Below are 13,614 nucleotides of genomic sequence, written 5' to 3' on the forward strand. Positions count from 1 at the left end.
TGATGCCGCTCGCGACTCGGGTCAGGACGGGCACACGACCGGGCCCGCGCTTCGCCTCAGGTGACTGGATTGGCCGCCCACAGCGCGGCTATGGACACGCCGGCACGGCCGATCAGCATTCGCATCAACGGCAGTCCGAGTCCCACCACCGCAGACGGGTCGCCCTCGATACCGTTGATGAACCAGCCGCCCAAGCCGTCGAGCGTAAATCCGCCCGCGACCCGTAACGACTCCCCGCTAGCCAGATATGCCTCTAGGTCAGTGTTCGAGGGCGTTCCGAAATAGACTGTGGTGATTGATATTTCGTCGTCACTGTAGACGATTCTGTTGTCCTTCAACCGGAACACGGAATGGCCGGTTTGCAGTTGGCCGGTACGGCCGGATATCGCGTGCCAGAGTTGTCGTGCATCGTCGACCGTCTCTGGTTTGCCGTATTGCTGGCCGTCGATGTAAAGCATGGAATCACAGCCGATGACAAGGCAATCTGTGGCGACGATGCTGTCCTTGCCGGTCAGCATGGCCGTTACTTGCTCGGCCTTGGCTCGTGCCAGGGCACGCACCACGTCGACGGGCGCTACATCTGGCGCAAGCGCGGCGACGATCGCGTCCTCGTCGACACCGGAGGCCACGACCAGCGGGTCGACGCCGGCCTGGCGAAGCACCTTGAGCCGGCCGGGGGATGCGGATCCGAGCACCAACCGGGTCATCGGCGCATGTGCAGCATTTCCTGCAGCGTGATGCGTTGCCAGCTGAAGACGGGGAACCGCAGTTTGTCGACCGGCAAGCCCCATCGAGTGGGCTCGGTTTCCGGCGCCGGCGGCGCACCGCTGACACTGCCCAGCACCGCGATCAGCGCCGCCAACTCCTGATCGGTGGGATGGCCTTTGACGATCTCGATGTGCGGTTCGTGCGGGTGAGGTGCGGGGTCGGCGGTCCTGGTTTCGCTCGTCTGATTGCGCTCATTCATTGCGTTCATTGCGCTCGCTCCGCTCACTCGACTCACAGGGGCGTGATTGTTCGTCTCGTTCCCGTCGCTCGCTCCGCTCGCTCCGCTCACTCGACTCACAGGGGCGTGATTGTTCGTCTCGTTCCCGTCGCTCGCTACGCTCACTCGACTCACAGGGGAATGTTCCCGTGCTTCTTCGGCGGCTGCTGCGCGATCTTGCGTTCCAGCAGCCGCAACGCCGTACCGACGTAGCCGCGGGTGTACGACGGCGGGATCACCGCGTCGACGTACCCGCGCTCAGCCGCGATATAAGGGTTGACCAGCGTGTCCTCGTATTCCTGCTGCAGTTGTAGCCGCAGCGCGTCAACGTCCTCGCCATCCTTCGCCGCCTGCGCGAGCTGCTGGCGGTACACGAAGCCGACGGCGCCGGAAGCACCCATCACCGCGATCTGCGCGGTCGGCCAGGCCAGGTTGACGTCGCAGCCCATGTCTTTGGAGCCCATCACGCAGTACGCGCCGCCATAGGCCTTGCGGGTGATGACGGTGATCTTGGGGACGGTGGCCTCGCCGTAGGCGTAGAGCAGCTTGGCGCCGCGGCGGATGATGCCGTTGTATTCCTGATCGGTGCCGGGCAGGAAGCCCGGAACATCGACGAACATCACGATCGGAATGTTGAAGCAGTCGCAGGTCCGCACAAAGCGGGCCGCCTTCTCCGAAGCGTTGATGTCCAGGCAGCCGGCGAATTGGGTGGGCTGGTTGGCGACGATCCCCACCGGCCGGCCCTCGATGCGCCCGAACCCGACGATGATGTTCTGCGCGTAGCCGGCCTGGATCTCGAGAAACTCGTCCTCGTCGAGGATGCGAGTGACGACCTCGTGCATGTCGTAGGGCTGGTTCGGGGAGTCGGGGATCAGGGTGTCCAGCTCGAGGTCCTCGTCGGTGAGGTTGTCTTCTACCGGCCCTGCCGGGGCCTCCGTCTGGTAGCGCGGTGGGTCGGTGAAGTTGTTGGGCGGCAGATAGCTCAGCAGCTCGCGAACGTAGTCGAAGGCATCCTGTTCGCCGGACGCGACGTAGTGCGCGGTACCCGATTTGACCATGTGGGTGTGGCCACCGCCGAGTTCCTCCATGGTGACGTCCTCGCCGGTGACCGTCTTGATGACGTCGGGTCCGGTGATGAACATCTGGCTGGTCTGGTCCACCATGACGACGAAATCGGTCAGCGCGGGGGAGTAGACGTGCCCGCCGGCCGCGGCGCCCATGATCAGCGAGATCTGCGGGATAACGCCGGAGGCCAGGATGTTGTTGCGGAAAATCCGACTGTAGAGGCCGAGCGAGACGACGCCTTCCTGAATACGCGCGCCCGCGCCGTCGTTGATGCCGATCAGCGGACGGCCGGTCTTGACCGCCAATTCCTGCACCTTGACGATCTTCTCGCCGTACACCTCGCCGAGGCTGCCGCCGAACACGGTGGCGTCCTGGCTGAAGATGCACACGTCGCGGCCGTCGATGGTGCCGTATCCGGTGACCACCCCGTCGCCGAGCGGACGGTTGTTCTCCAGGCCGAAGTTGGTGCTGCGGTGCCGTGCCAGCGCGTCCAGCTCGACGAACGAATCCTCGTCGAGCAGTGCGTAGATGCGCTCCCGGGCGGTCAGCTTGCCTTTGGCATGGACCTTCTCGATAGCCGTCTCACCGACCGGATGCAGGGACTCTGCGCGACGCTTGTGCAGCTCCGCGAGCTTGCCCGCGGTGGTGTGGATGTCGATGGTGTGCTCGGCGGCGGGCTCGGCAGTATGGTCGGTAACGCTCGTCATGGGAGTCGATGGTATCGGCAGCCACTTCGTGCGCCGTCAGGAAGCCCGAGCTTGTCTCACCCATCCTGGGTGGCCGGCTGTGCTGACGACCCGTCTGGACGGTCCCACGTCGAACAGTGCCCACAATGGCCCCACAATGGCCCCACAATGGCCCCACAATGGCCCCACAATGGCCCCACAATGGCCCCACAATGGCTCTGACAGCGCTTCGCCGCCGTTCACCGGCTGTGCCCGGCAGGCCTTTCACGTCCCGCCGGCCCCGCGGTCGCCGCCTTGGCCGCTGTTTGCCCCCGTGGCCGAACAGTAACCCGCCGGCCCCGCCGGCCTGCCCTGGGGCGCCGTCTGCGCCGTTTCCGATCAGGGAGCACCCCAACGTGTCCGGAAAACAGCGCCGCTACCGCCGCGACACCTCATCAGCGGGGCAACCATCACCCCGGCGGTCGGGGCCACGGCATTGGCCGCGCTGATCGTCGAGCCTGATCGTCGAGCCGAGCCTTTCCAGATTCGCCGCAGCCGAAGTCAGCATCTCCGGGACCGCTATCACAGTTGACATTACGTATTCTCCGCTCGGCCGATGGCGATCCCCAGGTCTGAGGAGAATATCGGGATGCCTGCCCGGCGTTCGGCGTTGTGACGGCTTCCCGGATGGTCTGATACGGACCAGCCCGGCGGTCAACGTCTGGAGCGCGGCCAGGCGGATCATCCCCAGCGATTCACCTGGCGGCCCACAGTCGTAGAGCCGTGGCGGGAACAGCCCGGACCGGCGTCGTTGAGGTTCTCCGGGGCGTGCCTAGGCTGAGCCGTGATGAACCGGGATCAGCTCAGGCCGCCACTCGATGCCGCGGCCTTGCGTGCCGAGGCGATCGGCTCGGGATGGCGCCAACTCGACGTGGTGGAGCGGACCGGCTCCACCAACACCGATCTGCTCGAGCGCGCGGCCTCCGGAGTCGATATCGACAGGGCGGTCTTGATCGCCGAGCACCAAACCGCCGGACGCGGACGCCATGGCCGAGGCTGGACGGCCGCGCCCCGTGCGCAGATCACCATGTCGGTCGGCGTGCGTATCGACCGCGTCGCCACCGCCGCGTGGGGCTGGCTGTCGCTGGCTACCGGGCTGGCGGTGATCGACGCGGTCACCCCGCTGATCGCAGCCGGCGGGAGTGAAGCACGCCTGAAGTGGCCCAACGACGTGCTGGCCGGGTCTGCCGCAGCCATGGGCAAGCTGGCCGGCATCCTGGCCGAGGTCGCCCAACCGTTCGCGGTGATCGGTGTCGGACTCAACGTCACGCAGGACCCCGAGGAGGTCGACGGTCCCGGGGCGACGTCGTTGTTCGACCTCGGCGTGCCGGAACCGGACCGGAACCAACTGATCCCCGGGCTGTTACGAGGCCTCGCGGCACGGATCGCCCAGTGGCGCGACGCAGACGCGCAACTGGCGGCCGACTACCGGGCCCGCAGCCTGACCATCGGGTCGCGCGTGCGGGTGCAGCTGCCCGGGGGGAAGGACGTCGTCGGGATCGCGCGCGACATCGACGACCAGGGCCGGCTCTGTGTCGACACCGGGGGTGAGCCAGTGCTGGTGTCAGCCGGTGACGTGGCGCATCTGCGTTAGTTAAGGTCGCCACCATGAGGTATCCGGACAACGCCATGGCCGCCGGCGAGCAGGTGGTCCTGCATCGCCACCCGCACTGGAAACGGCTGATCTGGCCGGTCGTGGTGCTGATCCTGGTCACCGGCCTGGCCGCGCTGGGTTCCGGGTTCGTCAACTCGACACAGTGGCCGCAGCTCACCAAGAACATCCTGCACGGCGTCATCTGGGGCATCTGGCTGGTGATCGTCGGCTGGGGCACGCTGTGGCCGTTCCTGAGCTGGCTGACCACGCATTTCGTCGTCACCAACCGGCGGGTGATGTTTCGGCACGGCGTGCTGACCCGAACCGGGATCGACATCCCGTTGGCACGGATCAACAGCGTGGAGTTTCGTGACCGGATTACCGAACGGATGTTTCGCACCGGGACGCTCATCATCGAGTCGGCGTCACACGATCCGCTGGAATTCCCCGACATTCCGCGCCTACGTGAAGTGCACGCGCTGCTGTATCACGAAGTTTTCGACACCCTGGGCTCGGAGGAAGCGCCCAGCTGAGCCAACCGGCCGGTCCGGTTCCTCTTACTGCGCCAGGCGCGCAGCAGAGTGACGTTGCCGCCCTCGAGGGTGTCCTCCAACACCTCGGCGATTCCGCCGGCGGTGAGCGCCGATTCCAGCGCCTTGTCCGGGTTGCGGGCGAACTCGTCGGGGAATACCCAGCGCCGGAACGCCCAGAACCGAAACGCCATCTGCAGCAGGTTGCCGATGATGTAGGCGGAGACGAAGTCGGCGATATTTTCCACCGTCAACGACACCATTGGCACCCGCAGCTGCAGGACGTAGCTGGAGACCCACAGCGGAGCCATGCTCAGCAGCACCCCGACGCCGCTGAACGCGAAGAACAGCAGTGCCTCATGGTGGCGTTCGCGGCCGCCGCGGTCGCGAAAGCTCCATTCCCGGTTGAGCACGTAGGACGCGATGACGGCGACGATCCCGGCGATCACCTTGGCCGTTACCGGCTTGGGCTCGAGAATCGTCAGCTTCAGCGTGTAGAAAATTGCCGAGTCGATGATGAATGTGGTGCCGCCGACGATGGCGAATTTGATCAGCTCATGGTGGCGCTGCGCATAGGGCTGAACCACCCCGGGAAGGCGCGCAATCGTGGCATCGGCAAAGGACACAACACGTCAGTGTACGGATCGACGCGAAATCGACGCAAAATGCTACATAACGATCTGGTACTGCAGCCGTCAAACACGCCGGTGGCGGGCCATGACACCATGGTGCCCGTGCCGAGTTCCCGCACCCCGATAGTGGCCCCGCTGGTCGCCATGGTCGGCGGTGGTCAGCTTGCCCGGATGACCCACCAGGCCGCCATCGCGCTGGGTCAGAACCTGCGCGTCTTGGCCACCTCGGCCGACGAGTCGGCGGCGCAGGTGACGCCCAATGTGGTGATCGGGTCGCACACCGACATCGACGACCTGCGCCGCGTCGCGGCCGGGGCTCACGTGCTCACTTTCGACCACGAGCACGTCCCGACCGAGCTGCTGGAAAAGCTGGTCGCCGAAGGCGTCAACGTGGCGCCCCCGCCGCAGGCCCTGGTGCACGCCCAGGACAAGTTCGTGATGCGGCAGAAGTTGGCGGCCCTGGGCGCCCCGGTGCCGCGCTACATCGGCATCGAGAGGCTCGACGACCTGCACTGCCTGGACGGGTTCGCCGGGCAGGCGGACGCACCGCTGGTGGTCAAGGCGGTTCGCGGCGGCTACGACGGCCGGGGCGTGCGCATGGCGCGCGACCTCGCCGATGCCCGTGACATCGCGCACGACTACCTGACCAATGGTGTGGCGGTGCTGGTCGAGGAGCGGGTGGCGCTGCGCCGGGAACTGTCGGCGCTGGTGGCGCGGTCACCGTTCGGCCAGGGCGCGGCCTGGCCGGTGGTCCAGACGGTGCAACGCGACGGCATCTGCGTCCAGGTGATCGCGCCCGCGCCGGAGCTGACCGGCGACTCGGCCGCGGCCGCGCAGCAGCTGGCGTTGCGGCTGGCCGCCGAATTGGGTGTGGTGGGGGTGCTCGCCCTCGAGCTCTTCGAGACGACCGACGGCACGCTGCTGGTCAACGAACTCGCGATGCGGCCGCACAACTCCGGGCACTGGACCATGGACGGGTCCCGGACCAGTCAGTTCGAGCAGCATCTGCGCGCGGTGCTCGACTATCCGCTCGGCGACACCGACGCGATCGTTCCGGTAACGGTGATGGCCAACGTGCTCGGCGCCGCCGCCCCGCCGGCAATGTCGCTCGACGAGCGAGTGCACCACCTGTTCGCGCGGATGCCCGACGCCAAGGTCCACCTGTACGGCAAGGCGGAGCGGCCCGGCCGCAAGGTGGGACACCTCAACTTCCTCGGCGCCGACGGTACTGACCTGCAACAGCTGCGGGAACGCGCCGATCTTGCCGCGCATTGGTTGTCACATGCACAGTGGACCGACGGATGGGATCCCCATGCCGCCGGCGACGATGCACTGGGGGCACGCCCCCCGAAGCGGGAGGTACCCCCTCCCGCTTGGGAGGGAGGAAGCGAAGTGGAGGCGCGACGGATGGGATCCGCATGACCGAACAGCCCCGGGTCGCGGTGATCATGGGCAGCGACAGCGACTGGTCGGTGATGGCCGACGCCGCCGCGGCGCTGGCCGAATTCGACGTCCCGACCGAGGTGCGGGTGGTGTCGGCGCATCGCACCCCGGCGCTGATGTTCGACTACGCACGCGGTGCGGCCGACCGCGGCATCGAGATCATCATCGCCGGCGCCGGCGGCGCCGCCCACCTTCCCGGTATGGTCGCCTCCGCCACGCCGCTACCGGTGATCGGGGTGCCGGTGCCCCTGGCCCGGCTCGACGGCCTGGACTCGCTGCTGTCGATCGTGCAGATGCCGGCCGGGGTGCCGGTGGCTACGGTGTCCATCGGCGGGGCGCGCAACGCCGGCCTGCTGGCGGTGCGGATGCTGGGGTCGTCTGATCCCCAGTTGCGGGCGCGAGTCATGGCATTCCAGGACCGGCTGGCCGAGACCGTCCGGGCCAAGGATGCGGAACTGCAGAATCGTGCGGGTAAGTTAACCCGCGACTAGAAGGAGACTAGGAGGGCTCGTACAATGGCTGGTTGGTCCGGAAACCCGTCGTTCGATGTGTTCCAGCTGCCCGAAGAGCACCAGGAGTTGCGGGCGGCGATTCGCGCGCTGGCAGAAAAGGAAATCGCTCCTCATGCCGCGGACGTGGACGAGAATTCGCGGTTCCCGCAGGAGGCGCTGGATGCGCTCAACGCCTCCGGCTTCAACGCGGTGCACGTGCCCGAGGAGTACGGCGGCCAGGGAGCCGACTCGGTGGCGGCCTGCATCGTCATCGAGGAGGTCGCCCGTGTCGACGCGTCCGCCTCGTTGATTCCCGCCGTCAACAAACTGGGCACCATGGGCCTGATCCTGCGCGGCTCCGAGGAGTTGAAGAAGCAGGTGTTGCCGCAGGTCGCGGATGGCACGGCGATGGCCTCCTACGCCCTGAGTGAGCGCGAGGCCGGCAGCGACGCGGCATCGATGCGCACCCGCGCCAAGGCCGACGGCGACGAATGGATTCTCAACGGCGCCAAGTGCTGGATCACCAACGGCGGCAAATCGTCGTGGTACACGGTGATGGCGGTGACCGACCCGGACAAGGGCGCCAGCGGCATCTCGGCGTTCATGGTGCACAAGGACGACGAGGGCTTCACCGTCGGTCCCAAGGAACGCAAGCTCGGAATCAAGGGTTCGCCCACCACGGAGCTGTACTTCGAGAACTGCCGCATCCCGGGCGACCGGATCATCGGCGAGCCGGGCACCGGTTTCAAGACGGCGCTGGCGACGCTGGACCACACCCGCCCCACCATCGGCGCCCAGGCCGTGGGGATCGCCCAGGGCGCGCTGGACGCCGCCATCGCCTACACCAAGGACCGCAAGCAGTTCGGCGAGTCGATCAGCACCTTCCAGGCCGTGCAATTCATGCTCGCCGACATGGCGATGAAGGTGGAGGCGGCGCGGTTGATGGTCTACTCCGCTGCCGCACGCGCCGAGCGCGGCGAGCAGAACTTGGGTTTCATCTCCGCGGCGTCGAAATGCTTTGCTTCCGACGTCGCGATGGAGGTCACCACCGACGCGGTCCAACTGTTCGGCGGCGCCGGCTACACCATCGACTTCCCGGTCGAGCGAATGATGCGCGACGCCAAGATCACTCAGATCTACGAGGGCACCAACCAGATCCAGCGCGTGGTGATGTCGCGGGCGTTGCTGCGCTGACATTCCGGGACGGGTCCACGCTCAGGATCCGCCAGTAAAGTCAAGCTCGCAGCGCTGCCGACCGTCGGGGTGGCAGGCAGGTGTGGGCACAACCGGGGACCGGCTATCGTCGGTCATCGTCGGACTCGAGCAAACGGGTACACCGCGGCCAGGGGGAGTGAGGTAGAAGGCGTGGTTATCTGTGCGCGCACCACGTAAGCGCGACCTGACGCCCGGGCCGGGTCCCGGCATCGCCCCCGCGGCGCAACGGCAGTCGTTGTCGTTGCTGCTGATCGAAGACGATCGGGCCGACGCCGTCCTCGTCGAAAATCTGATCGCCGACGCGGTCAGCGATATCGAGGTCAGATGGGCGCCCTCGATGGCACACGCCGAGCGCGAGTTGGACGCCGCCCGGCCCGACTGCGTGCTGCTGGACCTGAACCTTCCCGACGCCAACGGGATGGACGCGCTTGCCCGCATCGCCGAACGCGATGCCACCGTGCCGATCGTCGTGCTGACCGGGCTGAGCGACGAGTACTTCGGCGCCACTGCGGTGGCGGCGGGGGCGCAGGACTACCTGGTCAAGGGGCGGGTCGAGCCCGAAATGCTGCGGCGCGCACTGCTTTACGCGATCGAGCGCAAACGTGCCGAGCTGATCGCCGCCGATCTGCACGCAAGCCGGCTTCGCGCGCGGGAGAACGCAGTGCTCGAACGCGGCCTGCTGCCCTCCCCGCTGCTGCTGGATCGTCCGGGCGTCGACATCGTCGCCCGGTACCGGCCCAGCCGTGAAGACGCCTTGCTGTGCGGGGACTTCTACGACGTCGTCCAAACCCCGGACCGGGTTGTCCATGTCCTGATCGGTGACGTCGCCGGGCACGGCCCCAACGAGGCCGCCTTGGGCGCGGCACTGCGGATCGCCTGGCGTGCGCTGACGTTGGCCGGCGTCGACGGCGTGGAGCGGGTGCGGCGGCTGGAGCAGGTGTTGCGCGCCGAACGCACCGGCGAAGGAGTGTTCGCGACGGTGCTCAGCCTGACCATCCCGGCTGGCCCCCCGCATGGCGGCTGCATCAAGGTGATCCGGGCGGGTCATCCCGGGATGTTGTTGCACGGCGGCGGCACCGTGGAATGGCTCGAGCCACCGGCCGGCCCGGCGCTGGGCCTGCATCTGGACAACTGGCCGGAGCATGAGCTGGCGTTGCCGGCGGGCCACGGGCTGCTGCTGATCACCGACGGACTGTTCGAGGGGTATTCGGGATCCGGGCGGCAACGCCTCGGTGAGGACGGCCTGCTGGCGCTGGCCCGCTCGCACGCGGCGCTGCCCGGTCCCGCATTCGTCGACGCGCTGATCGACGGGGCACAGCAGCGCGCCCAGTCGCTCGGCGGACTCACCGACGACATCGCCGTGCTACGTGTGGAGCGCACGACCCGATGACTGCCGGCGGGACGGCATGGCGCCGAACAGAACTCACCGTGCGGGGATGGCAAGCGCTGGTGTTGGCGGTCATGGGCTTGATGGTGCTCGCGGGCGCGGTGGCGGGTGCGATATTGCTGAATCGCACCGACGATTTGTCGCGCGAACTGCGCGACGACATTGCGCCGTCACGGGTAGCGGCCTGCCAATTGCAGTCGGCGTTACGCGACCAGGAAACCGGCATCCGCGGCTACCTGATATCGGCCGACAAGCAGTTCCTCGGCCCCTACTACGAGGGGCAGCGTGCCGAGCAGGCCGCCGCCGACGACGTCCGCCGGCGACTGGCTCACCACCCTGAACTGCTGGCTGATCTGGACGCGGTCGAAAACGCCGCCGCCGCCTGGCGGACCAGCTATGCCCAGCCGCTGATCGCGCAGGTGACCCCGGACACCCCGATCGTGGTCAACGGCGCCATCGTGGCGATGGGCAAGGCCCAATTCGACCGGCTCCGTGAGCTTTTCGGCGTGCAGAACCAGCATCTGGCCGAGGCCCGGGCGCAGGCGGCCGACCGGCTTCAGCACATGGACGACTGGCGCGACCGGGTGCTGGCCGCGATGGTGCTGGTGTTCTTTGCCACAGCGGCGCTGCTGGGGCTGTTGACCAGACGGGCGGTCACCCGTCCGCTGGCTGCCTTGGCGCGGGCATGCCGGCGGGTCACCGAAGGCAACTTCGGCGAAGCCATCACGCCGCCCCGCAGACCCAAAGACATCCGGGGCATCGCCACCGACGTCGAGAACATGCGGCAGCGGATAGTGGAAGAGCTCGAGGCATCGCATTCGGCACGGGCGCAATTGGATGAGCAGGCCCTCGAGTTGCGGCGCTCGAACGCCGAACTGGAGCAATTCGCCTACGTCGCGTCCCACGATCTGCAGGAACCGCTGCGCAAGGTCGCCGCCTTCTGTCAGTTGCTCGAAAAGCGATACGCCGATCAGCTCGACGAGCGCGGCCTCGAATACATCGGCTTCGCGGTCGACGGAGCCAAACGCATGCAGGTGCTCATCAACGACCTGCTCAGGTTCTCCCGGGTCGGCCGGTTGGGCACCACGAGCACCGACGTCGACCTCGACACGACGCTGGACGCCGCCTTGGCCAACCTCGCCACCGCGATCGAGGAATCCAACGCCCACGTTGTGAGTCCCGCCGAGCCGCTGCCGGGGGTGGTGGGTGACCCGACGTTGCTGACGATGTTGTGGCAGAACCTGATTGGCAATGCGATCAAATTCCGGCGCCAGGACCGCGCGCCGCGGGTCGTCGTCGAATGCCGGCGGGGCAGCGGCGAGCGCGACGGTCAATGGCTGTTCAGCGTGACCGACAACGGCATCGGCATCCCGGAGGAATTCACCGACAAGGTCTTCATCATTTTCCAGCGGCTGCACGGTCGCGACACTTACGCCGGAACGGGTCTGGGTCTTGCGTTGTGCCGCAAAATCGTCGAGCACCACGGCGGCGCCGTCTGGATCGACACCTCCTACACCGACGGAACCCGCTTCGAGTTCACGTTGCCCATCGCCGCGCCCCCGGCTGCCGGCTCCACGGGTGCCGACGGCAAATACGTGCCCTCCCCGAAAGGAACAACCGCATGACATCGGCAGGCCGACCCATCGACATCCTGCTCGTCGAAGACGACCCGGGCGACGAGCTCATCACTCGAGAAGCATTCGAGCACAACAAGGTCAAGAACAGGCTCCACGTCGCGCGTGACGGAGAAGAGGGGCTGAACTACCTCTACCGTCGCGGCAAGTTCCACGATGCGCCCCGACCCGATCTGATCCTGCTCGACCTGAACCTGCCGAAGTACGACGGTCGGCAGCTGCTGGAGAAGATCAAGTCGGACCCCGACCTGTCGCGCATCCCGGTCGTGGTGCTCACCACCTCCGCGGCGGAGGAAGACATCTTGCGCAGCTACAAGTTGCATGCGAACGCCTACGTCACCAAGCCGGTCGACCTCGACCAGTTCATGACCGCGGTACGGCAGATCGACGAGTTCTTCCTGCAGGTGGTGCGGCTGCCGTCGAGCTGAGTGGTTGCCGCTCAACGAGATTCGGAGCGCCGCCGGGCAAACCAATAGCCCTCCGGCGGCGATCAGCAGCCCTGCGAACACGATCAGCGACAACGCCAGGTCATAGGACGGGTTCTGCGCCGATTTCGACGACACGTTGGAAAACGTCCAAATCGGACAGGTCAGGTAGCCCACGGACGATCCGGGCATACCCCTTGTCACAGTTCCGTTTACCCGCGAAGGTTTACTATGTTCACCTTTGTCGTTCATACGTCTCGCAGGAGCGGTTCCGGCTCGGCTCGCGGCCTGTGGCGACGGTGGTGTAGAGGAGTTCCGTGACGTCCAACCGACCTATTGGCCGTGGCGGCCTGGTGAGCGTGCTGACCACGGCCGCGCTGGTCTTCTCGGCATGCGGCGGTCATACCGACAGCGCCGCCACGAAGATCGACTGCGGCGGCAAAAAGGAACTCCAAGACGCCGGTTCCACCGCGCAACAGAATGCGATCGAACAATTCGTCTACGCCTACATTCGTGCCTGCCCCGGTTACACGTTGGACTACAACGCAAACGGCTCCGGGGCCGGGGTGGAGGAGTTCGTCAACAACCGGACCGACCTTGCGGGCTCCGACGTGCCGTTGGACCCGTCGACCGGTCAGCCCGACCGGGCCGCGGCCCGGTGCGGCTCGCCGGCGTGGGATCTGCCGACGGTGTTCGGCCCGATCGCGGTGACCTACAACGTCAACGGAGTGAGCAAGCTGAATCTCGACGGGCCCACGACCGCAAAGATTTTCAACGGCACGATCACCAAATGGGATGACCCCGCGATCAAGGCCCTCAACTCCGACACCGGCCTGCCACCGACGCCTATCCACGTGATCTTCCGCAGCGACAAATCAGGGACCACGGCCAACTTCCAGAAGTACCTCGACGGCGCATCCGACGGCGCCTGGGGCAAAGGCGTCGGAGAAACGTTCCACGGGGGTGTCGGTGACGGCGCCGCGGGCAACAACGGCACGTCGGCGCTGCTGGAGACGACCGACGGATCGATCACCTACAACGAGTGGTCATTCGCCGTGGGCAAGCAGCTGCACATGGCCGGCATCATCACCTCGGCAGGCCCGGACCCGGTGCTGATCACCACCGATTCCGTTGGCAAGACCATCGCCGGGGCGCGCTTCCAGGGGCAAGGCAACGACCTGGTGCTGGATACGTCGTCGTTCTACAAGCCGACACAGTCCGGCGCCTACCCGATCGTGCTGGCGACCTATGAGATCGTGTGCTCCAAATACCCGGACGCGGCGACGGGTAAGTCGGTAAAGGCGTTTATGCAGGCCGCGATCGGCCCCGGCCAGGACGGTCTGGAGCAGTATGGATCCATTCCCCTGCCGAGCTCGTTTCAGGCAAAGCTGGCGAAGGCGGTCAATGCTATCTCGTGATCCGGTGAAGGGAGCTCGGCCGTGACCGATGCGCGGGCCGGGGCCCGGTTCGGGCCCTATGAGTTGAGGC

Annotated in this window: 13 protein-coding genes; 9 read left to right on the plus strand and 4 right to left on the minus strand. The window is 66.7% G+C overall.

The annotated features are described in order from the left end of the window. Positions 1–56: 56 nt before the first annotated feature. From EET10_RS06285 to EET10_RS06295, 3 genes are read right to left on the minus strand one after another with little or no spacing between them, the layout of a single operon-like run. On the minus strand, positions 57–707 hold the full coding sequence (locus EET10_RS06285; RefSeq protein ID WP_036398114.1) for a Maf family protein: 651 nt from the start codon (positions 705–707) through the stop codon (positions 57–59). Next, a complete protein-coding gene (locus EET10_RS06290; RefSeq protein ID WP_122501979.1) occupies positions 704–1,120 on the minus strand; it encodes an acyl-CoA carboxylase subunit epsilon in 417 nt (138 codons plus the stop codon). Before EET10_RS06290 ends, EET10_RS06285 begins: the two co-directional genes overlap by 4 nt. Beyond that, a complete protein-coding gene (locus tag EET10_RS06295) occupies positions 1,117–2,757 on the minus strand; it encodes an acyl-CoA carboxylase subunit beta (protein WP_063466826.1) in 1,641 nt (546 codons plus the stop codon). Before EET10_RS06295 ends, EET10_RS06290 begins: the two co-directional genes overlap by 4 nt. Before the next feature lie 802 nt (positions 2,758–3,559). On the opposite strand from EET10_RS06295, the gene EET10_RS06305 reads away from it, so the two are divergent. Both EET10_RS06305 and EET10_RS06310 read left to right on the plus strand, forming a co-directional pair. Further along, a complete protein-coding gene (locus EET10_RS06305) occupies positions 3,560–4,369 on the plus strand; it encodes a biotin--[acetyl-CoA-carboxylase] ligase (protein WP_063466827.1) in 810 nt (269 codons plus the stop codon). Between the two features lie 14 nt (positions 4,370–4,383). After that, on the plus strand, positions 4,384–4,902 hold the full coding sequence (locus EET10_RS06310) for a PH domain-containing protein (RefSeq protein WP_023371481.1): 519 nt from the start codon (positions 4,384–4,386) through the stop codon (positions 4,900–4,902). Here the strand turns inward: EET10_RS06310 and EET10_RS06315 are convergent. Beyond that, positions 4,857–5,525: a GtrA family protein gene (locus tag EET10_RS06315; protein WP_036398111.1), complete on the minus strand. Its 669-nt coding sequence runs from the start codon at positions 5,523–5,525 to the stop codon at positions 4,857–4,859. The two genes, EET10_RS06310 and EET10_RS06315, sit on opposite strands and share 46 nt — an antisense overlap. A 99-nt stretch (positions 5,526–5,624) precedes the next feature. On the opposite strand from EET10_RS06315, the gene EET10_RS06320 reads away from it, so the two are divergent. The 7 genes from EET10_RS06320 to pstS all read left to right on the plus strand — a co-directional run bounded on the left by EET10_RS06320 (position 5,625) and on the right by pstS (position 13,544). After that, the gene (locus EET10_RS06320; RefSeq protein ID WP_063466836.1) at positions 5,625–6,953 is read left to right on the plus strand and encodes a 5-(carboxyamino)imidazole ribonucleotide synthase; all 1,329 of its coding nucleotides are present in this window, start codon (positions 5,625–5,627) and stop codon (positions 6,951–6,953) included. Continuing rightward, positions 6,950–7,465, plus strand: coding sequence for a 5-(carboxyamino)imidazole ribonucleotide mutase (gene purE, locus EET10_RS06325; protein WP_036398109.1), 516 nt, complete (start codon positions 6,950–6,952; stop codon positions 7,463–7,465). Before EET10_RS06320 ends, purE begins: the two co-directional genes overlap by 4 nt. A gap of 24 nt (positions 7,466–7,489) precedes the next feature. After that, positions 7,490–8,659 (plus strand): acyl-CoA dehydrogenase, encoded by a 1,170-nt coding sequence (locus tag EET10_RS06330; protein ID WP_036398107.1) that lies wholly within the window; start codon positions 7,490–7,492, stop codon positions 8,657–8,659. Between the two features lie 256 nt (positions 8,660–8,915). Continuing rightward, positions 8,916–10,070 (plus strand): PP2C family protein-serine/threonine phosphatase, encoded by a 1,155-nt coding sequence (locus EET10_RS06335; RefSeq protein ID WP_321191540.1) that lies wholly within the window; start codon positions 8,916–8,918, stop codon positions 10,068–10,070. Next, entirely contained in the window at positions 10,067–11,692 is a 1,626-nt protein-coding gene (locus EET10_RS06340; protein ID WP_081260444.1) for a sensor histidine kinase, read from the plus strand. Before EET10_RS06335 ends, EET10_RS06340 begins: the two co-directional genes overlap by 4 nt. Further along, the gene (locus EET10_RS06345) at positions 11,689–12,129 is read left to right on the plus strand and encodes a response regulator (protein WP_036398104.1); all 441 of its coding nucleotides are present in this window, start codon (positions 11,689–11,691) and stop codon (positions 12,127–12,129) included. The genes EET10_RS06340 and EET10_RS06345 overlap by 4 nt, the downstream gene beginning before the upstream one ends. A gap of 332 nt (positions 12,130–12,461) precedes the next feature. Further along, positions 12,462–13,544 (plus strand): phosphate ABC transporter substrate-binding protein PstS, encoded by a 1,083-nt coding sequence (gene pstS, locus EET10_RS06350; protein ID WP_122502754.1) that lies wholly within the window; start codon positions 12,462–12,464, stop codon positions 13,542–13,544. The last annotated feature ends 70 nt before the right edge of the window (positions 13,545–13,614 follow it).

The sequence above is a fragment of the Mycobacterium pseudokansasii genome, from assembly GCF_900566075.1.
In the GTDB taxonomy this organism is placed as follows: domain Bacteria; phylum Actinomycetota; class Actinomycetes; order Mycobacteriales; family Mycobacteriaceae; genus Mycobacterium; species Mycobacterium pseudokansasii.

What these genes read in the sequence shown, in the direction of transcription:
- purE (WP_036398109.1), top strand. Translation starts at nt 6,950, where the DNA reads ATGACCGAACAGCCCCGGGTCGCGGTGATCATGGGCAGCGACAGCGAC.
- EET10_RS06320 (WP_063466836.1), top strand. Translation starts at nt 5,625, where the DNA reads ATGGTGCCCGTGCCGAGTTCCCGCACCCCGATAGTGGCCCCGCTGGTC.
- EET10_RS06345 (WP_036398104.1), top strand. Translation starts at nt 11,689, where the DNA reads ATGACATCGGCAGGCCGACCCATCGACATCCTGCTCGTCGAAGACGAC.
- EET10_RS06340 (WP_081260444.1), top strand. Translation starts at nt 10,067, where the DNA reads ATGACTGCCGGCGGGACGGCATGGCGCCGAACAGAACTCACCGTGCGG.
- EET10_RS06285 (WP_036398114.1), bottom strand. Translation starts at nt 707, where the DNA reads ATGACCCGGTTGGTGCTCGGATCCGCATCCCCCGGCCGGCTCAAGGTG.
- EET10_RS06295 (WP_063466826.1), bottom strand. Translation starts at nt 2,757, where the DNA reads ATGACGAGCGTTACCGACCATACTGCCGAGCCCGCCGCCGAGCACACC.
- EET10_RS06310 (WP_023371481.1), top strand. Translation starts at nt 4,384, where the DNA reads ATGAGGTATCCGGACAACGCCATGGCCGCCGGCGAGCAGGTGGTCCTG.
- EET10_RS06330 (WP_036398107.1), top strand. Translation starts at nt 7,490, where the DNA reads ATGGCTGGTTGGTCCGGAAACCCGTCGTTCGATGTGTTCCAGCTGCCC.